Annotated in this window: 18 protein-coding genes and 1 pseudogene; 5 read left to right on the top strand and 14 right to left on the bottom strand. The window is 47.3% G+C overall.

Features of this window, described 5'->3' with window-relative positions:
• Positions 1-414 precede the first annotated feature (414 nt).
• A complete protein-coding gene (locus tag NC994_RS26535; protein ID WP_190433965.1) occupies positions 415-663 on the top strand; it encodes a hypothetical protein in 249 nt (82 codons plus the stop codon).
• Between the two features lie 78 nt (positions 664-741).
• Here NC994_RS26535 and NC994_RS26530 read toward each other — a convergent pair whose 3' ends face one another.
• The 7 genes from NC994_RS26530 to NC994_RS26500 all read right to left on the bottom strand — a co-directional run bounded on the left by NC994_RS26530 (position 742) and on the right by NC994_RS26500 (position 7605).
• On the bottom strand, positions 742-1374 hold the full coding sequence (locus NC994_RS26530) for a hypothetical protein (protein WP_190433963.1): 633 nt from the start codon (positions 1372-1374) through the stop codon (positions 742-744).
• A gap of 153 nt (positions 1375-1527) precedes the next feature.
• A complete protein-coding gene (locus NC994_RS26525; protein WP_190433960.1) occupies positions 1528-2346 on the bottom strand; it encodes a hypothetical protein in 819 nt (272 codons plus the stop codon).
• 30 nt (positions 2347-2376) lie between these two features.
• Positions 2377-3591 carry a hypothetical protein gene (locus NC994_RS26520; RefSeq protein ID WP_190433958.1) on the bottom strand — a complete coding sequence of 405 codons (1215 nt, stop codon included), beginning with the start codon at positions 3589-3591 and terminating at the stop codon, positions 2377-2379.
• 343 nt (positions 3592-3934) lie between these two features.
• Complete coding sequence (locus NC994_RS26515; protein WP_190433956.1) at positions 3935-4381, bottom strand: hypothetical protein; 447 nt, start codon at positions 4379-4381, stop codon at positions 3935-3937.
• A 173-nt stretch (positions 4382-4554) separates the two neighbouring features.
• A complete protein-coding gene (locus NC994_RS26510) occupies positions 4555-5151 on the bottom strand; it encodes a nucleoside triphosphate pyrophosphatase (RefSeq protein WP_190433954.1) in 597 nt (198 codons plus the stop codon).
• A 137-nt stretch (positions 5152-5288) separates the two neighbouring features.
• Positions 5289-5834: a photosystem II reaction center PsbP gene (gene psbP / locus NC994_RS26505; RefSeq protein ID WP_190430730.1), complete on the bottom strand. Its 546-nt coding sequence runs from the start codon at positions 5832-5834 to the stop codon at positions 5289-5291.
• A 289-nt stretch (positions 5835-6123) separates the two neighbouring features.
• Positions 6124-7605: a cytochrome P450 gene (locus NC994_RS26500; protein ID WP_190433952.1), complete on the bottom strand. Its 1482-nt coding sequence runs from the start codon at positions 7603-7605 to the stop codon at positions 6124-6126.
• Positions 7606-7877: 272 nt separating this feature from the next.
• Here NC994_RS26500 and NC994_RS26495 point away from each other — a divergent pair, with 272 nt between their 5' ends.
• A complete protein-coding gene (locus tag NC994_RS26495) occupies positions 7878-8423 on the top strand; it encodes a hypothetical protein (RefSeq protein ID WP_190433950.1) in 546 nt (181 codons plus the stop codon).
• 216 nt (positions 8424-8639) lie between these two features.
• Here the strand turns inward: NC994_RS26495 and NC994_RS26490 are convergent, their stop codons facing one another.
• Positions 8640-9350 carry a hypothetical protein gene (locus NC994_RS26490; RefSeq protein WP_190433948.1) on the bottom strand — a complete coding sequence of 237 codons (711 nt, stop codon included), beginning with the start codon at positions 9348-9350 and terminating at the stop codon, positions 8640-8642.
• Between the two features lie 341 nt (positions 9351-9691).
• Here NC994_RS26490 and NC994_RS26485 point away from each other — a divergent pair, with 341 nt between their 5' ends.
• On the top strand, positions 9692-9829 hold the full coding sequence (locus tag NC994_RS26485; protein ID WP_190433945.1) for a hypothetical protein: 138 nt from the start codon (positions 9692-9694) through the stop codon (positions 9827-9829).
• Between the two features lie 25 nt (positions 9830-9854).
• On the top strand, positions 9855-10565 hold the full coding sequence (locus NC994_RS26480; RefSeq protein ID WP_190433943.1) for an alpha/beta hydrolase-fold protein: 711 nt from the start codon (positions 9855-9857) through the stop codon (positions 10563-10565).
• Here the strand turns inward: NC994_RS26480 and NC994_RS26475 are convergent.
• Entirely contained in the window at positions 10537-11370 is an 834-nt protein-coding gene (locus NC994_RS26475) for an SGNH/GDSL hydrolase family protein (RefSeq protein WP_190433941.1), read from the bottom strand. The genes NC994_RS26480 and NC994_RS26475 overlap by 29 nt on opposite strands.
• 493 nt (positions 11371-11863) lie before the next feature.
• Here NC994_RS26475 and NC994_RS26470 point away from each other — a divergent pair, with 493 nt between their 5' ends.
• Positions 11864-12394 carry a DUF2243 domain-containing protein gene (locus NC994_RS26470; RefSeq protein ID WP_190433939.1) on the top strand — a complete coding sequence of 177 codons (531 nt, stop codon included), beginning with the start codon at positions 11864-11866 and terminating at the stop codon, positions 12392-12394.
• A 196-nt stretch (positions 12395-12590) separates the two neighbouring features.
• Here NC994_RS26470 and NC994_RS26465 read toward each other — a convergent pair whose 3' ends face one another.
• From NC994_RS26465 to NC994_RS26445, 5 genes and pseudogenes are all read right to left on the bottom strand, one after another.
• The gene (locus NC994_RS26465) at positions 12591-13886 is read right to left on the bottom strand and encodes an ATP-grasp domain-containing protein (protein WP_190433937.1); all 1296 of its coding nucleotides are present in this window, start codon (positions 13884-13886) and stop codon (positions 12591-12593) included.
• Positions 13887-14229: 343 nt separating this feature from the next.
• Entirely contained in the window at positions 14230-15183 is a 954-nt protein-coding gene (locus NC994_RS26460; RefSeq protein WP_190433936.1) for an isoaspartyl peptidase/L-asparaginase family protein, read from the bottom strand.
• Positions 15184-15584: 401 nt separating this feature from the next.
• Complete coding sequence (locus NC994_RS26455) at positions 15585-18719, bottom strand: plasmid replication protein, CyRepA1 family (protein ID WP_190433934.1); 3135 nt, start codon at positions 18717-18719, stop codon at positions 15585-15587.
• Positions 18720-19025: 306 nt separating this feature from the next.
• Positions 19026-19862 (bottom strand): adenylate/guanylate cyclase domain-containing protein, encoded by an 837-nt coding sequence (locus tag NC994_RS26450; RefSeq protein ID WP_348225656.1) that lies wholly within the window; start codon positions 19860-19862, stop codon positions 19026-19028.
• 230 nt (positions 19863-20092) lie between these two features.
• Positions 20093-20185, bottom strand: a pseudogene (locus NC994_RS26445) (IS630 family transposase); the annotation flags it as partial.

The raw sequence follows: 20185 nt of genomic DNA, 5'->3' as shown, positions 1-20185 counted from the left end.
CTACGAGGGTCTGCAATGGTTTTTAATTGATCTATGAGGGTCATGGGTTGATGGTTGAATATGGTTTATCAACCCATCCTCATTTTTCTCTGTTGACCTTGAAACCACCCTGCGCCCCGCGAACGGGGCGGGGAGAATATTGAACCCCTCTGGGTGAAGGTCGAGGGGCGGGGTGGGGTTAAATTTTACTGCCTCCAATAGAGAATTGCTATTCGCTGGATCTTGCATCCCTCTTAGGTTTCGTCTTATCAAACATAAAGTTTTACGACAGGTAGTTGATTTGATCGGCAAAAATTCCGTAGCATTTGTTACAGAAATGTTTTGAAAATAGCTTATCAGTGGAGGCTCTTAACTGCGACGGAGAGCAGTCAGCCAACTCTGAGTGCTGTTATTGCTATTGGAGGGGAAACAGATATGACATTGAATTATTGCGTACTTCCTTTGCTGTCCCGGACTAGAAACTGGGCACCTCAACCCAGCCGAACCCAGTCTCAGATGGATTATCAGGATTCGACTTGGGTACAGTTGCTAGAACTTCCCAACCCTTATAGCCACGATGAAGCGTTGCTACTTTGCCAGCAGTCTGAGGACGAATGGGTAGCATGGATTCCGGATCATGGTGAAGCGGTGCTGCATACAAGCCAGTTTATTAGAGTTCGTTAGAAGGATGCGAGTAGAGCGATCGCTACGCTTTATGCAACGCAACTCGATAAGCGATCGCATCACCTCCAACTCCTCTTGTTAAGGCACGAACCGCCCTAAAATGCCTTTCGCAATCTTTCTATCCCTCGGATTGGAAGAAAGCAAGCGCAACAACAATTGACGAAAAACCCAACGCCTCAGCAACGGCAAAAATAACAGCGACAGACGCTTAAAGCCTACTTGCAAGAACCATGCCATCGCCGCCGATGCTAACAGCGTCCATAAATTCAGGCGCTGTAAGTTAGAGATAACTGTCGCCGCCGTAGTTAGCAAAGAGAGCATCCAAGATAGGCCATTCAACCATAAGGCAATCTTGAGCTGTAGCTGATTGAGCAGTTGATCGATTAGCCAGTGGTGAGCAGTTGCGATCGCTAAACACCAAATAGAATCTTTAAGACAATCGTGGCGAATTTGGTGAATGATATCTCCATCGAGAGCGATCGTACTCTGCATGACAAAGTTTTCCGCTACTGACTCTCTACTCTCCGCTCGATCGTAGTGAGTGCAGAAAATCAGCCCAGACTGCAAGCAGCTTCCCGCATCTACTAGCGCATAAGAACGCAACTCTGCTAGCAAACGCCGGGAAATGGATAAGTTTTGTCCATTGGTTCTCGCTTGCAAAATTTGATCGAGGATGTTTTCATCTAAGTTGAATCTGATGAAATGAGACACTAACTGTCCCTTTGCGTCTTTGACTTCCTCGATTTGAATGCATGAATCTAAATTAAGAGGTTGCCTAAAGGAACCTGATAGATAATTTCCCACTCCTTCTCAGCTCATCTTTCCTATTTTTTGACCTATTTTTTTAGATCGTTTTTTTCAGGATTAATTGCGGTTTTTGAATAAATTTTTCATTGAGGAACTGCCTTGATTGACCAACGATTCCACTAAATTCACCATAAATTCTAATAACCCATGCCACTGTTTTTCACCCGCAGTAACACCCTGTCTGTGGATATCTAAAATGATATCTTTATGCTCGTGTTCAAAAAGTCTCTGGTGATAGCGGTTGATAATATCTCCATCTAACTGAATGATTGATTGGGCATAAATCATATCGGTTGTTACTTCTTCAACCGGGTCTAATGCTTGCGATGCTTCGCTTTTTTGCAAAGACTTATTCCGATTATCCAGGGCTGCTTTTAGCTCATCAACCTTCCGCAAGCTCCGTAAAAATCTACTGTCATCGAGTAAGTTTTGAATCTTGTTAATCTCAACAGCCGGATTCGCAGAAGGACTCAGCGGGTTAGGCAGTTTTGTTTTTTGAATATCTAGTTCTGCTGTGGGATCGCTGAGAACTCGGACATATTCCCTGAGCTGTGAAGCATCCTGTTCTAAAAGTTTCTCCTCAAGGCAATATAGGCAATACTCTGTCTCGATTTGTTTACGCAGACTCAGATACCGAGACCATAGAGATGGATGGATTCCTGCCCTTTCCAAATAGGTTGTGGAAATTGGGTAAATATCTCGATACGCTTCCCAAGGAATAAACTTAGTCCCGCTAATATGATCCACGACCATTGTATTTACTTCGAGAGCCGTGATGTCGATTAGCACATCGGTCAGAGACTGCAAAAAGTTGTTAAAATTTTTCCGCAGGTTGGGATTAATCTCGTTGCTGTTGGTATCTGGTGTATTGACCATCGTTGTATGAATCCAGTTTGGTTTTAATGATTATTTGGAGGGTGGTGGAGGCGATGGATTGTCAAATTCGTTTTCATCTTCTTCAAATTCATCAAACTCATCAAACGGCTTTGGCGGTGTTTGTGAAGGCGGTGTTTGTGAAAATAAAGCCTCTTCAATGTTGACGGGCGATCGCGTATCTGACATCGGTGGAGAAGGCTGGGAAGGCTCCACGGGAGTGTCTCCAAACAAAACCGCTATGGGATCTGAAATGCCGCTAGGATTGCTGGGATCAGGCGTCGTTGACGGCTCTTCATCTTCTTCCCAGCCATCATCATTGTCATTCCAGTCCTCATCTTCTTCAACAGGCGCAAACCCCGCTGAGAAGCGGGGTGTCGGTTCCTCCTCGACTTCCACTTCTTCCCACTCCTCCTCGGTTCCCCAGTTTACCGCCGAGCCGAATTCCGGCGTCCACCCTGGCTCAAATGGCGGTTCCTGGATAACGGCTTCTTCCCATCCGTGGGCACTCACGGCTGGCTCTACAGGGGTTTCTGGGGTCGCTGGGGGCAGGAAATCCGGGGGAAGCGCCGAGCCGAATTCCGGCGTCCACCCTGGCTGAAACGGTGGTTCCTGGATGACGGTTTCTTCCCCCTGGGCACTCACGGCTGGCTCTACAGGGGTTTCTGGGGTCGCTGGGGGCAGGAAATCCGGGGTGACGGATGGTGTGGGTGCAATGGCAGGAACGGTGTCAATCTCCACGCGGGGGTCAAATGCGATCGCATCTGTTGGCGACCCCTCAACAAGCGACACTTCAGGCTCAATTGTCACCCTAGAAGCTGCGGTTTCGTCTGGTGGTAGGCGAGGATCAACTCTAGACTTGTCTGGAGGAATCGAGGCAGTTTTAGGATTCTGGTACCCGACTCTTACCAACATCCCAAATAACTTTTGCAAACTCTTGAGGTTGTCGTTGATAATCGCGCGGCTTTGCTGAACTTGCTCTAGATGGAATTGTCGCAGTTCGCTATAGGGACCACTGTTGAGAAAGCGATCGCCAATCTCGTTGGTGATGTCGCCCTCAACGATATTAATCCGGGTCTGCATCCGCGAACCTGGTTGAGGCTGTTCTTCGCTTGTCCTGTCATCTATGTCGGTAGAGCTAACCCAGGTGGTGATTTCTAACTCAATCGTCTCACTGAGTGCCGTAGAAAGTGCCTCAACAATTTTGCCAGCTTTGAGTTGTTGTTTGAATTTATCGCTTGCCGCCATAACCAAATTTCCAGCCAATTGTGAGTTGTCAATAGAAAGAGGACTGAGGACTGAGGTTTGAGGACTGAGGTTTGAGGACTGAGGTTTGAGGACTGAGGACTGAGGACTGAGGTTTGAGGACTGAGGACTGAGGACTGAGGTTTAAAGTAAGTAGGGTACAGCCTTTTCAAAACGGAAATAGAGGCGCAGTTTGTTTCAAGTTGATGTAGCCCCAAGGAATAAAGCGTCCTGATTTCAAGCCCCTATTTTTAAGTCTGGGGTATACTCAATACTCAAAACTCAGTCCTGAAGAGAAGCTTAACCTTTGACTTGCATTTATTTTGGCTCTCCAGTGTTCTGAGTCTCAAGGATTTTCGGGATTGATGGAAGGTAACACTTGTTGTGGATTTGAACGCGATCGCGATCCTGGTATCTCAGACAGCGTGTTCGTTAAAACTGTAAACAGCTGTTGCAAGTTTGCCAGGTTTTCCTGAATAATTTCCCGACCTTCGTGAACTTGCTGGAGGTGAAATTCCCGCAGTTCGTTGTAGGGGCCGCTATTCAGAAATTCGCTGCCGACTTCATTTTCTATATCACCATCCACAATGTTGATGCGGGTTCGCATACAGTGACCGGGTAAAGGTTGACCGGATAAAGATTGGTCTGTCCTCACCCCAGGCGAGGCATCTGAGTCAGTCGATGAAACCCAGGTGGTGATTTCTAACTCGATGGCTTCGCTGAGTGCCAAGGTGAGCGCCTCAAAAATTTTGCCAGCCTTGAGTTGTGCTTTAAACTCGTTACTTACTCCCATGAACAAAAGCCCTCCAAAAGCTTTGCCTTAGCCAATATTAGACACGCAGATCCTTTGCCTCAATCAAAAATCTAGGAACCTTAACAAATTCCGGAGCAATTCAAGAAAAAGGCACAAATCAATTATCAGTTGTTATTTGCTAGTAGCAATGGACAACAAGCTTCTTTCATCCTTCATCTTTGCCAAAAATCGGTGACATCGTATCCCAGTTCACCGAACATCTGGCGAAGTAGTGGCAAGCTCAGACCAATGACATTTGTATGGCAACCTTCCAGTTTGTCTACAAATAGTCCCCCTCTGCCTTCCAGGGCAAAGCAGCCAGCACATTTGAGGGGTTCGCCAGTGGCGACGTAGGCTTCAATCTGGCGATCGCTAGTATCGGCAAAATAAACTTTTGTGATGCCGCAGCGTACCACGGTTTTGTCTTGCTGCTGGTCAATTAAAGCATGACCCGTATAGAGTTCGCCGATTTGGGAGCGCATTTTTTGCCAACGGGCGATCGCTTGTGCTGCATCTGCTGGTTTCCCATGAATCTCACCGTTAACCAGCAACACCGAATCGCATCCCAATATCAAAGCATCTGGAAATTGATTCGCAACCGTTTCCGCTTTCCGCAACGCCAGAGTTTGCACCAATTCGGATGCAACGCTAGTTGAGACTTGGGACTCATCAAAATCACTAGGGCAAACCACCGGCTCGATTCCGGCACTTTGCAACAGGCGACGGCGAGCTGGAGAAGCGGAGGCTAAGACTAAAGTGGGAAGGGTCATCGTTCTGTTGTCAGTGGCGAATTGCTAATTGTCAACAAGTTTTAAGTGTTGAGTTTTGAATTAAATAATTCTCTTTTTGCCTCAACTCTTATCACTCTCATCACTTTTATGAGCCATTAGCCATCAGCCGATCGCTATCAATAGACGGAAAATGAACTAACGACTTGCTCTAACAATGGCTTCAACTTTTCCCAGCGTTTTTCTGTGGTAGAAGCGTTGAAGGTGACAAGTTTACCGCGACTGACGGCGATAGAGGCAAGATTATGGCGTTGCTGATTGGGGAGTTTGACGGTGTATTCCAGTATGTAATAAGTCTTAGAGTTAGATTCCAGCTTTTCAGCGTTCACTAATTCTGCCTCGCGTCCCGATCCTGGGGGTGCGATCGCGCTTTTTGATAATTTGTATCCCACTTCCGTCGGTGTCCCCAACTCAGCGAGGCTTTTCTCTGCCCCAACCGGGTTAATGACGACTGACACATTTTCAGAAGGCTCAATGATATCGTGGAACACCACATCGGCTCCACCCTTCACCTCGACTGGAAGCCAGCCGTTGGGATATAGGAACTGATAACCGTCGGTGCTATCTACATAGCTTTTTAAGCCACTGGTGGCACTAGCGACAGTGCAACTTTGCAAGCTTACGCTTAATACCACCAGTAGTAGTGCGGCAATCCGTTTTAGCATTTCCCTCTTTCCTTGCAATTTTGTCACTAAGCGCCATTTGTCTCATTTTCCCACTTCCGGGGAACTTCAGAGGAAACAACGCTACAGAGGAAATAACCTGGTTTGCCGTCTCAAATAGCCGCAATTCTCTATTGGATGCAGTCCCGAACCTCACCCCTAACCCCTCTCCGTGAACGGAGAGAGGAAATATTGAACCCCTCCCCGTTCACGGGGAGGGGCAGGGGTGGGGTTCCGAGTGTCTATCGCCCAAGATTTTTTGTCCGAATGCGTCGCCCCTACTCGTACCGGATTATTCAGGCAATTTCACCATCTCTCGCACGTTACCGCGCACGCCACCCACTCCCTGGCTAAACTGACGATCTTGCTGATGGACGATCGTTGGCATCCCATATTTCGGTGCCATGACAATCACCCCAAAACGGTCTACCTTCAGATGGGGAATGCATTGCAGGCGGTAGCGTTGTAAAAGCATTGCCAGCACTATTTTGATTTCCATCATGGCAAAGGCTGCACCGATGCACATCCGGGGGCCAGCGCTGAAGGGATTGTATTCAAAAATAGTGGGTTCAAATCCTTCCCAACGGTGCGGATTAAAAACCGCCGGTTCTGGATAAAGTTCGGGCATCTGGTGAGTCTGGTAAATACTGACAAATACCTCCGTTCCCGAAGGCAAGGCATAACCACCGAGTTCAGTCGGTTGCGCGGTGACGCGCCCATTCCAGGGGACTGGCGGCAATACACGCATACTCTCTTTGATAACTCGCTCTAATAACGGCAACTGTTGCAATTGCTCGACTGTCGGCGCTTCACCATGCAGCACGCTTTCGAGTTCGTCGAGGAGATCGGCAAAAATTTGCGGATGTTGCGAGAGGAGGAACAGCGTCCAGGTAAGTGCATTGGAACTGGTTTCGTGTCCGGCTAAAAAGAAGACGCCAGTATGTCCCAGCAATTCATCATCGCTCAGAGCGAGGCCAGTTTCGGCGTCAAGAGCTTGGATCAGCATCGACAGCACATCCCCATCGTCAGTGCCCTTTGCCCTTTTAGTTGCAATCAGCGATCGCATCTCGTCGTCAAGTTGGGCGATTAGATTCAGAAAGCGATGGTAGGGCAATCCTGGTAAGTCCACAGGGAATAGTGCCATCATGGGCGTTCCCAGCAAACCTACAGTATCCTGAAAAAGTTTCCCGGTAATGCCACCCATCTCGCCAACATCAGCACCAAACAGCGTTTTGGTCGCCACTCGCATTGTCAGCAGCCGCATAATCTGGTCAATGTCACTTTTTTCCCCAACCCGGATTTGATCGAGTACCGATTGGGTGATGGTAACGATATCGTTGCGGTAGGACTCGATGCGCTGTTTGTGAAAGGCGGGCATGAGAAGTTGACGAGCTTGCCGATGGCGATCGCTATTGATGCCAAAGAGTCCCACAGCAAAGTGCTTCAGGGGTTCTGTCCGCGCCGAGGCTTCCCGGCTGCGGTACAATTTTCCGGATAAGGGATGCTTATAATAAATCTCGTGCTGGGTCGTTACTTGGCGCACGAGTTCCGGGCCATAGACAAATACAGTACCAGGACAATTGGGGAGCGGTGAATAAAGATTTGTGCCCCCACCATAAGTCAGGGAGACAACTGAGCCATAGGTTTGGAAAAGGTCGCGGGTATATCCGATTGAGTCGGACGCGAAGCGATAAACATGGGCAGCACGTCCGAGAATGGGGACTGGACGGGGGCCGGGAACGGTTAAATTAGGCTTTAGGGTGGTCGAAGTCATCGTAGTCTCCTTCAGTGATGACATCAAATCAAGCAAATGCGCGAACAGTCTGTAACTGTATGCGCTTAACCTTAACTGCCTCTTGAGTTTACTTGCTCCGTTGGGTTAACTATCTTCATCAACCGGAAGTTATTGCGATCGCGTTTTTGGTCGGGTGCCAGATAACTACGGCTTAGACGGTTTTATCGGGCTAACCGGACTCAGGATGCATGGGCTTGTATCTCATCTAAGTGGCACTTATCTTGTTCAATGCCCTACAGGAGAGGACAAGCATGGGAACTGACAAAGATTCCAAAAAAGCAGGGCGGCGATATACCTCATTTGAACTTCAGGGCGTTTCCGTACATCTGAAAGAACCCTTCTGGATAACGGTTCTAGGCGTTTTTATGGTTATCCGGGGTGGAATGTTTTTGCTGAATCCTCAACTGGCAACCTTAGAATGCGATCGCCGCCAATCGTTAGGTATGTGTAAACTCGTGGTGTCGAGTTTGCGAGGGGAAACCGTGACTCCCTTCCCACTCGATCGATTAGAGAAAGCAAACGTTCAGAAACATGGAAAATCAACTCAGCTTGTCTTGCAAACATCTGACGGGAAACTCTACTTTCCAATGAATAACGGTTTTAGTTTTACAGAGAACAAAACCTCCCAGATCAATGCATTTGTCCAAGATTCAAAAGCTAAGTCTCTAAAAGTTGAGCAGGATAATCGTTGGTACGTCTATCCGCTCGGAGCTAGTTTGATAATGTTAGGAAGTTTATCTCTCTGGTTTACCTTAAAGGATTTTCTAAATCAGTCTAAACATCGCTCTAATTTTTAATCCTCTTTGCAAGCGCGAACTGACAAGTCAGCGCCTTCGCTATCGCGTGCTGGGTTGGGTGCGATATAACTATCGCATAGACGGGTTTCTACAGCTAAGTAACAGTTGAATAAATCGTTATGCCGCTCGCTTAGGAGCCGTCGGTGAAGCAACTTTGCAGAGGCGATCGCTTTTGCAGGGACGATCGAGTTGGGGCAGAAAAAATCAGATTCCCCCCTACCTTCGACAGACGATTGTTTCTGTTTTCCCCCGATTGGTAAATCGAACCTGTGAAACCGAAGTAACGATATGGAAGTTAAAGTTAGCGACACCTACACCTTTGTCTCCGATTACTTCTAAAGTCAATTCCCCCCTATGACCGGAACTCCCTGGATCGGAAATAATATAGTTTCTGCCTTGGGTCGGTGCCACAAGTTTCACGCTGCCTACTCGTTCTAGAATGGGCTGACAAGTTTTGATTGAGTTCACCACTTCCTTGTAATCCCCAAATTGTATGTACGCCCATTCCTGCCGAACTTCAGCAGGAGCTTTGACACTGGGGAAACTGCCGTTGTGAAGCCAGATTAAGGTTAAGGCGATCGCGCACGGAATTAAGGCTCTAAACAATAAAACTCTTAGCGTGGAATTAGATTTACTTCGTTCATATCTACAAGCAATCCGAATTCCTAAAAAAGATAGCAAAAGTGAAATAGGCAAAATAATATATGGAGAATAAAGCAGGTACGGGATTGGGGTTAGGAAATTCAGGAAAAAGGGTAAACTGCCAACCAGCAAACCGATGATGCAACCCAACACCAAAAACGATGGCTCAATTGCCGATTTTCGGGTGGAAATCTGTTGAAACGCCAGAGCCGTCGTATAGACACCAAGAAGATATAGCCCAAGAGCGATAGTTGCCCCTAACCTAAACCAGCCAGGAATGGTCATTGCACGATAGTTGAAAAAATAAGAGTTCAGAGACGTGAAGATCCCGAGCCATGCATAGGAAAGCCCCACCAACACAGCCAGTAGCGAAACTATATTTTTTCTCACCAGACGAGCGCTCCCAAACGCACATAGCTCCTCTGAATACATCTGTATCTTGATGTTTTACAGAATTTAACGCTCTATATACCTCTGATAGGATCGACGTTCCAATTAATAACGGTTTTATCCTTTTCTAGAGCTAACAGGCTGATAAAACCCAGCAATCAAATCAGTCTGAATCTTCCCAAAGATTAAGGCAGGAAACCGTTAAAAATCCTAGCGTGAAGAGATAGCTCTCACGGATGACTAGCGAGCCGGGGACGCTGCGCGATCGCTATGAGGCAATACAAAAGCTTTCCTGCTTATTGGACACGGCGACAACTACTCCAGCTTGGGGTAGCAGGCACGATCTTACCGTTCGCGGTCTCTCAACTCTCTAGTTGTTTGCAACAGAATTTATTGACTATGGAAAGTTCAAAGCAGGCTGATTCATCCGCCACAGACGGACGATTGTTATCCCGCCCAACTCGCCCCACCGCAACCGCAACTCCCGGATTGCACCCCCTAGGGCTGGACGGGCAGCGGGATGGTTTTATCTATGTACCCAAAACCTATCGGGCAGACCGCCCTGCGCCACTGGTGTTGATGTTGCATGGAGCCGGAGGCGATTCAGAAGGGGCGCTGAACATCGTTCGCCATCTGGCAGATCCCTTCCAGACAATTTTGTTGGCAGTAGACTCGCGCCGACAAACTTGGGACGTGATTCGGAGTGGGTACGGTGCCGATATTACTTTTATTGACCGGGCGCTGGCACAAACCTTCAGCCGTTACGCGATCGCGCCAAATCAGGTAGCGATCGCGGGTTTCTCGGATGGGGCTTCCTACGCCCTCTCAGTGGGCATTACCAATGGCGACTTGTTTAGCCACATCATTGCCTTCTCACCGGGATTCATGGCTCCTGCGGCACAGGAAGGGAAGCCGCAGGTATTCATTTCTCACGGGAAGGGGGACACGGTGTTGCCGATTGAGCGATGCAGCCGCCGGATTGTGCCGCAGTTACAACGGGCAAGCTATGACGTGCAGTATCACGAGTTCAACGGACCCCACACGGTTCCGAGTGCGATCGCTCAAGCTTCAATGGAGTGGTTTACCCAAACAGCACCGAAGGAGAATTGAGCATCCCTGCTTCTTGAATCGCGGCAAAGGCAGTTTCCCCTAAAATGCGATGAGTCGCTGTTGTTGGATGAATGCCATCCCAGAACAAAAACTGGTCTGGACTGCCAGAAGTCCCAGCGCCAGCCAAACAGGCATTGAGGACATTGGTAAAGCCAAACGCTGCCGGATTCGCGATCGCTTCTCGATACAGCCGATTGGCATCTAGAGTCGCAATCTGAAGGTCAGAATGCTGCTGAGCTACCTTAAGCGATCGCCTCAAACCTTGATTATGGGCTTGGGTTAATGCACTGAGTCTGGCAGCATTTGCACTGGTTCGGGTAGTCGGCAGATGTCCCAAATCGGGCAAGTTTACCACTAGGAGCTTTTTAGCACCCTTATCAGCCAGAGAAGCGATCGCTTTAGTGATATTTTCAACAGGAATTGTGGCTAGCTCGACTCCCTGTAAATAATCATTTCCCCCCGCCCATAGCACATACAGTGCCTCTGAATTCAGCGGTTGATGTGTTTGGATAAACGATTGCACTTGGGCTAGCAAACCAGGGACAAAACTGTTGCGATCGTTTCCAGAAGTTGCTCCTCCGTAAGCAAAATTTTTGGTTTGATTAGAGTCGAGATGCAGGCGAAGGGCAAGATACTCAACCCAAACCCGACCATTTGAGTAACGTCCCTGAAAGTAGGGTGGATTGGGTGGATACATTCCTCCCGTCGCTCGGAACACCGTCCCCGCATCCGAAAGGCTGTCGCCAAACACATAGAGTTCTGTAATCGGATGAGTGTTCTGAATAGATGTTGTGAGTACAGCCATGACAAAAATCAGGTCTCAAATCCTGTTGATAAAATTCTGTTCTTTCTTGGTTCTTTCTTGAAAGATCCGAAGAGTGCTATTTTTACCTGATTAAAACCAACTTCAACAATTATTGGTTCTAGTTTTCAGTAAAGATGCTGGCGATTTGTCGCTTCTCTAGGCTAACAAGCTGACTTCAGCAGCGGAGGACGCAACCGAATACTTTCTAGTGTGGATTTTGCCAATAGCCTAAAATGCGATCGCTGCTCAACGCCAGAGAATTAGCCCAGCTTGTATACCAAAAAACAATCGTCAATCCTCTAGGAGTTAGATGTAATTTCTGAGAGGAAGCGAAACAATTGAAGCAGCCTAATCCCGAAGATAGGCCTGTTTCCGCTTCCGTTTATTTTCTGGGAGTCAAATTCTTCTCCCCATCGTCAATAACGAACCGCACTCAAGAATTCGTTTTCGTTGCGAGTGATGTACGCGCTGAGGTTGTTACAAAGGTATTGCCATGACTTCAAACCAAACTACATCCCAGGCGAGTAGCCAAGGAAATTCTTCCGTCCATCAGCGCGATCGCCGCCCTCTGATTGTGGCTGGTATTGTGTTAGGAATGAGTCAGGCTGGATTTTTTGATGGGATTGTCATTCATCAATTATTACAATGGCATCATATGTTTTCCAGTGTTAAAACTGATGCTACCGTTGCCGGTTTGGAACTAAATACTCTTGGCGATGGGTTGTTTCATCTGTTTGATTGGCTATTAACATTAATTGGGCTTTTTCTGTTTTGGCGAGCCGCAAAACAAAGTCATTCTTTGTCAGCACCAACCTTTATTGGTTCACTATTACTAGGATTTGGAGCGTTCAATCTTATTGAAGGAGTTATCGATCATCAGATTTTAGGCATTCATCATGTCAGACCGGGTTCGCATACGTTAGCTTATGATATTGGCTTTTTAGTGATTAGTGCCTTAATCGCTAGTGCTGGTTGGATAGTATTGCAATCAGCAAAATCGAATAAAAATGAAGCTGAAACGTAGAAGTTTGAGCGAGTCAGTATTGAGAACAGTCATTATTGCTACTAGGCAGCCCTTATATATGAAGCAGTCCTACTGATTCGTGAACGTCAGAACCCCGACTTCTCTAAGAAGCCGGGGTTCTGAATACATAGAGTATAACTATTGACAAAGATTCAACAGTTAATACCCGGTATTTAAATCAGCTCTCCAGTAACCTCTAACTGAGTATGTGTAATCCTTTATGTTGTAAACTCTGCTCGATCTGTTGCATTTCTTCGGTCGTTTCTCCAGCAACAATTCCGTAAATTTCGGTGTAGATTTTCCCGTATTTAACCTTCTCCAAAGCTGACAATATCGTAAAATCTTTACGCTCCAATTCTGGTTTCAACGTGGCAAGAATGGACTCTAATGTCCCATCCATCCGATAATCGCTAGAATACTTAGCGACTTCTTTTCTCAGTCCCAGCAAAGTATGACGCTGTAAGCAGAGTGGAGTCGATCCATTCACTCGAAAATTGGCATCGATTGCATAGAGTTGTCCGTCTTTATCTTCCAATACATCAAAGCCAATCACGCCGAAATACCCCTGTTGATGAGCATACTTACCAACCGCAGCAATCATCTCAAAGAACTTGCTCATGTCGGTTTCTCGGTAGTGAATGAGTCCTCCTAAATAATTGCCTTCTGGAGTGACAAGTTGGGTTGTAGTGCCAATCAGCGTAATCTCTCCTGTCTTGCTGACATAGAACTGCACGCAGTAGTTCTGCACTTCATTCTTGACAAATTCCGAAACAATAATCGTATCCACGAACTTAATCTCTAGGTATTTCCTTAATTCGTGCAAGCAGTAGTTTAACTCGCTGGCGCTTTTGATAATATAAGTACCTTCGCCTGAGAGTCCGTGGGAGGTTTTGATCAAGTATGGGAATTGTGGTAGCTGAATGTCTTCCAGGCTAATTTGGTGCAGATTGTAGGTTTTATATTTTGGACATTGTATCCCCAGATCGGCTAGCGCTACTTTGCTAAGCAAGCGGTAGTGAGTATCCGGATGAACAGCGTGTTTTTCTGGTTTGAGATGATCGAAGGGAAATAGAGTGATGAGTTTGTCAAAGCGATCGCTTTGAGATTCTTCCGGAGTATCTATCTGGCTGAGTTCATCCAGATAAGTTGAGCAGTCTATCCTCTCTATGTTTTTGTAGCTGAAACCAAAATGTTCCCGCCAATAGTTAATCAGCGCGTCTTCTGGCGAACTGATGATAACTCCTGGAAGGAGATCGCCTAACACCGCTAGATTTTTCCAAGGTTCCTTCTGGCAAATTTTATCGAAGGAAGTTTTGGTGGCTTCACTACTACCGTCTTGAATATAGTATTTTTTATTGTTAGGGTAAGCAGCCCAAGTCGCAGTCGCCGGGTAATTTAGGATAAATGCATACCGCCCATCTGTGATGTCTTGAGCAAACAGATCGGAAAGAGAATTCCCCTGAAAGTATTGAAAGTCGTATGTTGAGTTCATAAAAAATTACCCCTATGAAGCAAAAGCAGGCTGCACAGCAAACAATCAGTATTGTCTCAATAAACCAATTTTTCTATCATCTTCCTAGGGAGTATTCACTTCAGGAGAAATGGGAAGATAAGCAAAGCTGATAAAATGCCCACACAACTTTTGCTTAGAGAATGAATGAATTGTTATCATTCAGCAATTTGAGCTTTTCTAGCTACTTGCATCACCGCCTCAATCTGAGCTGAACTGAATACGAGATACCCGACTTCTCCAAGAAGTCGGGTATCTGAACTGCTAGCATCTCACAAAGGTTGGGGTGGGGTTCCATCCCGTCTTAAATGGGTAGCCAACTCGATTATGCGGCTGGTGAGTGAGTCGTCTGCATCTGTTCTGTATGTGGCTCAAAGGATGCTACTTTTGAGTTGTTTTCTTCTTCTTTCTTGATAAACGCCACTGGTTTGTCCATTTCTGCGGTCATATAAGCTACCGCCATGTCAGACGAGTTGTACGACCACCCAATACGTCCCTGACGGTCTATCAGGATGCAGCCAGCCTCTCCTTCAACCTTAGAGACAAGAGTGTCAATCGCCTTCTGTGCTGCTTCCTCTGGATGGGTGTCTCCAGCCAAAAAATCAATCGCTGTCTTGGCAAGAACCACTGGGATAATTGACTCGCCATCACCCGTCGTTGAGCAACCGCCCAAGTGGTTATCAGCGTATAAGCCGCAACCAACCAGGGCTGTGTCGCCAACGCGACCTTGTGGTTGACCTGTAGTGCCCCCAGTGGAGGTTCCGGCAACTATGGTGCCGTTAGCATCTAGAGCCACACAACCGACGGTGTTGGGGCGATCGATAACTTCTTGCTCCTCTTCCCACTCCTGTCGCTGCTCCTCACTGATCAGGTCTTCTTTTGCACACATCTCCATCTCATGTTCGGCAGCGAAGCGTTCGCCGCTCCGCGCTACTAGGAACCGGGCTTTTTCATCCATAATCTTGTGTGCCACCGAGATTGGATGACGCACTCCTTGAACTGCTGCTACCGCTCCCCAACCCAATCGATCGCCCTCCATCATCGCCGCGTCTAGCTCTACCTCACCTTCACTGTTGAGAGTCGCACCAAATCCGGCGTTAAATGTCTGGTCGGCTTCGAGAACCCGGATGGCTGCTTCTACGGCTTCTCCAGCACTGCCCCCACTGCGAAGCACTGTCCAACCTGCTTCTACAGCTGCCAAGCAGCCTGCATGGTTCGCTTCAACCTTGCCCTCTGTAATGGTTTTTGCTCCACCATGAACGATTATGCTTATTGTCATACGTGCCTATTTCTAAATTCTGGTTAGATGTATGTAAATGCGATCGCGCAAACGGCTTTGTGAAACAATCGCACTCATCCCTGCCTTAGCCTAAGTAAGCCTAAGCACCTAGCAGCGTAAAGAAAGACTGCTTAGGGAGCTTGCTCAGCTAAAGCCGGGTTTGGCTATTGACCCGATTGCGATCGCTGTGTCTAGTGGTTGGAATTCCCTACAGGTAATATTCCCCGTCGTTTGTTCCCTGTTTTACATTTAAGGGCAGCCTTTAACTTACAGCTTCATCCCTATAGAATGTCTTACTTGCACTTAAGGCTGAATTCTGTATGAACTAAATTTGTAACTTTAAATACAAAAACTCTTAAAATTGCTGGTTGTTGCATCGGTGTTGCTCCCCGTTCATCCGTTTATCGCTGGGAATGAAATAGCGCTGGTTTGTATGGGGTAGTACATCTTTCAGATTTCAGGGTGAAAACTCTCTGGTTGGAAACACTCTCCTCTATCAAGCCTTCCCTGTAACGCCACGCTTCAAAGATTTCGTTCCTGCCATCATCAAGAGTTTTTGAGTCAATTTTATAAACTTTTAATGGATTTTTATATCCATTTTCTTTTCTTTTAAATGACCTTAGCTTTAAGCCGAGTAAATTCAAAACCTTGCTAAGCACTTTTATGCAACTTAGTCGCTCTTTTTCGGTTTCCATCGGAATGCTGATTCCGATAGCACGTTTAATGTGTTTGCTACACCGGAGTGCAGTCGCTTTGAGTTCAACTAAGTCTAAATCAGTTTCTTTAAATTCACGCTCCGGATGGATAAATTGCAGCACTCCTAATGCTCTAAGTGCCTCTATTTTCAAAGTGTAAGTGTTCAAATCTGGCAGGAAAACTTTACCCTCGCCTCTTTCCAACTGCTGATGCCATTCTTGTTGATCTTGTAGTTGAAAATACTCGCTTTCGTGAGTCAAATAGTAGTGAACCAACAACTGTGAATAATATCCCCGATCGTCCCGTAACTTTAATTGAGGAGTCACTTCTACCCCATAGCGCTGTTTCAAGATGTATTTCTGCACTTGATTTCGCTCCTCATCTGTCAAAGAACGCTTGGTTAACAGACGCTCATATTCTCTGCGCTCAATGTCTGGAGAATTCGCAACTGCACTCGCTGCTTGTAATTCAATTTGATTCCGAATTTTGACAATTTGATGCTTGATAGATTTAGTCTTTTTGCGGCGCACTTCAAATTCTTGTTGAATTTTAACAATTTCTCGAACCAGCTTCTTAGAAGTTTCCCAATCGCGAGGAGCTGCTGCTAAAAGCGCCATCCGTAGCTCTCTGAGACGCTCGTGAGGGGGAGCATCGCTCATGACATTTACCTGATGTCCTTCAGCGATTAATCCTTCTAACATCGATTGACGGTACAGAGTAATCGAAGCATTTACTCTGGCTGCAAATTTTGCCCAACTTCTGAGGTGAATTAAGTCATAAACTAAAGGCAAATCAACATCAACTGGATGAAGCGGACTCATCAAAGCTAGGTTTTCTTTCTGATTTTCCTGGTACCAGTGAGACAGTACCCGATAATTCTTACTACCACTGCCAATCATGCCAATGCCTCGTTTGGCACACCAAACAATTCGCGGCACGCTCTGACGAACTCTGGCTAATGCTTGTCGTGCTTCCGAGTCTGGGATTACGCCTTGAAAAATTCCATAAACCCGGTCGAAATGTTCCACGTCAATGCTGACTCCCGTACCTAGGCTAGGAGTCACAAAAACCGCGTCATAGTCTAAGGCTTTTTGATTGATAGCTTCAACAAAATTGACCGCCTCATGACCGGGAGTGCTGGTTGTTTGGGAACTAACTACTAAGGTCTTGGGGTATTGTCGAAGGAACTGTTCTAGACGTTGTTTGATGTAGCGATCGATGGTTTCTGAACTGTAACGACCGGAACGACTATCGGTTGTGACATAACACTTCCGCCCGGCTATCAGATCGAGTTCCAACTGTTGTATTAGCAGGGTTGGGTTTGGGGTGTTGTGAAAGGTGACATCCCAGCCATCAGGCTTCCACTCATTTAATACAACCCACGGCTCAATTTTAATTCCTGCGAGTCCCTTCAGGTAGTCTAGGGAAAGGTCTGATAAGTCAGCATCTTGGGCGATAACCAAACCGCCAGTTTTCAGCACGGTGGAGATTAGCTGCTGGAAGACTCTTAATATCTTGATTCGCTTGTCTTTACAAGTGTCGCTGTTGAGGAGATGCCATAAGGATTGCTCAACTTCATCCAGAATCACGATCGCGCCTTGCCAATGTTCTGGGTTCAGCTTCCAAATGGAATCAATACAGAGTCCTAAAGATGGGGCAATGGGTAATAAGTTATCCGGGTTTTTATCCCGTTTTTCGAGTGTGCGGTGATTAATCCAGTTCACTCCAATTTTTTCGCACAAGAACTGCCCTAGTTGGATTCTATGGGTGAGTAGCAGGACGCGATCGCCTCTATTTTTCGCTTGTTGAATCAGCGATACCAGCGCAGTGGTTTTCCCGGTTCCTTTCGCAGACTTGATTCCGACTAATCCAGAGGTGGGAAAAGGCAATTTTTCCAGGTAGCGCCGGTTGAGGGTGAGTGCGGGGGAATAGGTTAACTCGGTGTGGGGTTTGCTTTTAGCAAGGTCAGTTTCTAAGTTGAGGCTGGCTTCATAGACTGTCTGGAAGGCGGCAGCGCCTTGGGCGACTATAAAATCATCAACGCCTTTTTGTAATCCGGGAAGCCGGATAATTTTGACCGGGCACTTTTGTTCCTCTAACAGTTCGCCCAGTTGAGTTTGCGCTTGATTGACTGCTTTGATAGTCTTGGGTTGAGTTTCGTAGTCAAAGCAGATAAAAAAAGTGCGTTTGAGTCGCGTGAACGCCAGAAGGTCTGGAATTAATTGTCGGCTAAGAACATTGCCTTGAAAGTCTTTGGTGACGCGGTAGCCGCTAGTAATGCCCGGTAAAGCGATCGCAGCATATCCTTGGGTTAACAAAGCCGCTGCTTTTTTGGCTCCCTCGCAAAGGATCGTCGGGATTTTCATCTCTAGCACCCACTGCCAAAATCCCAGCGCTTCTCCGTTTTGAGCGATCGCAATCTTCTCTGGCATGGGGACGCCGTAGCGCGATGCCGTCTGCTGCCAGATATGAAGCGGCACTCTCAGACAAAAAATCCGTGTCGGCGTGCAGGGCGGATGCTCGTACTTGATGAGTTTACCCTTTTTATCTGGTCTGGGATGGTTCGGCTTATAACACCCCCACTCCATCAACCGCCAATCGTTAAGGGGATCGAGTCCCGAACACCACCAGCCTCCTTTCGCCCCATGAGCATAGCGATGCAGCCACCAACTGCTCACCATCCCAGTATTCGTCCGGGGAATGCGATTGGAGATCAACAAATACTCATAAAAGGCGTCTCCTTCCAATGAGATGAAGTTGAGCAAAGCCAGATCGCGGTCAATACCGCTGTCTAAGGCTAATTCCTGAAAGTGTTTGGGGTTTAGGCTGGGTGGATGCATTTGGAGGAGTATAAAACTCTTGAGACATCAACGGATCTAAAACCGTACCACGAACCAGCCGATTAAACAGCTAAAGCGTGGATGTCTAATTCACAGACCCAACTCCTGAAACCCTTGTAAAATCGTAGTTTTTTCCGGTGCCGTTACCCAACAGAGCGCACCAGGGCGAGAAATTTCGGAACCTCACCCCCAGCCCCTTGACCTTGACGGAGAGGGGATATTGAATTCCTCCTCGTTTACGGGGAGGGGCAGGGGTGGGGTTCAACCGTACTGCACCCAAATGAGAATTGCCGCCATGAATACCGACTATTCCTTTAGGCAATACACAATAATCGGGTGGGGTTGCCCCTTTACCTGCTGGGGAGGCAATTCTTGAGTCGAAATCGTCGAGGGTAATTGCTTATGAGTCGCCGCACTCAGCAGCAACGGTGTTCCAAGTTCTTTGGTCAAAGATTCGATCCGCGAGGCGACGTTCACCGGATCTCCGATCGCAGTGTACTCCAATCGCTGGGGTGAGCCGATACTGCCTAACACCACAGATCCCGTATGAATGCCAATTCCCATTGCTAAAGGAGCTTGTCCCTGTTTCGCTAAGTCGCTATTAATAAATTGCAGGCTGAGGAGCATTTTTTGAGCCGCTGCAACAGCCTTGGCAGCATGATTGTGTGGGTCATCTCCGACGCCAAACAGCGCCATAAATCCATCCCCTAAGAATTTGTTTACCATCCCCCCATGTTCCTGCTCAACAATTCTTACCATTTCAGTCAGGAACAAGTTCAGCATGGTCACGACTTGCTGAGGAGAAGAAACCGCGCATCGGGCTGTAAAGTTGCGGATGTCAGCAAACACAATTGTTAATTCCTGCTCGACCCCGCCTAAGCTGGGATCGCGCTGGAGAATCTGTTGAGCGGCTGTTTGACCGACATGACGACCAAAGGTTTCTTGCAAGCGTTGTTTGTCTCGCAACTCCTCAATCATGTCGTTAAAATCATCAATTAAGGGGCCAAATTCGTCAGCTCGCAGCAATTTGATGTGAATGTTAAGGTTCCCGGCTGCCACAGCGCGAGCCGCTTGCTGTAGCATTTCTACGGGTTCAACGACTAATTGACCGACCATCCAAGCACTGCTAAACCCGAAGACCATACCCAACACCCCGACGGATATGGTAAACCAGGGGTCGGGCGTGGCGGATGAACGATAAGTCAAGCTTAAAAGTAATAGCGAAGCGATCGGGCATACCCCAGCCGATATTGCCCACACGAGTCCTCGTTGCCGCAGCGAGAGGGGGAAAGCCCCCGGTGTTTCCGCCGGGTGAGCTTCTTGAAACAGCAACGGGTATAACAGTCGCTGGGTTATAGCAACCGCCAATAGGGTTAGGACGCCAGGTGCAAGACATACTCCATCGCATCACGTAGACAATCAAATTGGTCGAGTTGCTTGCAAATTCGACTTTTGAGCCAAGACCA

It is taken from the genome of Trichocoleus sp. AS-A1, assembly GCF_039962015.1.
Lineage (GTDB): Bacteria > Cyanobacteriota > Cyanobacteriia > Cyanobacteriales > FACHB-T130 > FACHB-T130.
The sequence above is the reverse complement of the archived record's forward strand: the minus strand, read 5'-3'. Positions and strand labels throughout refer to the sequence as shown.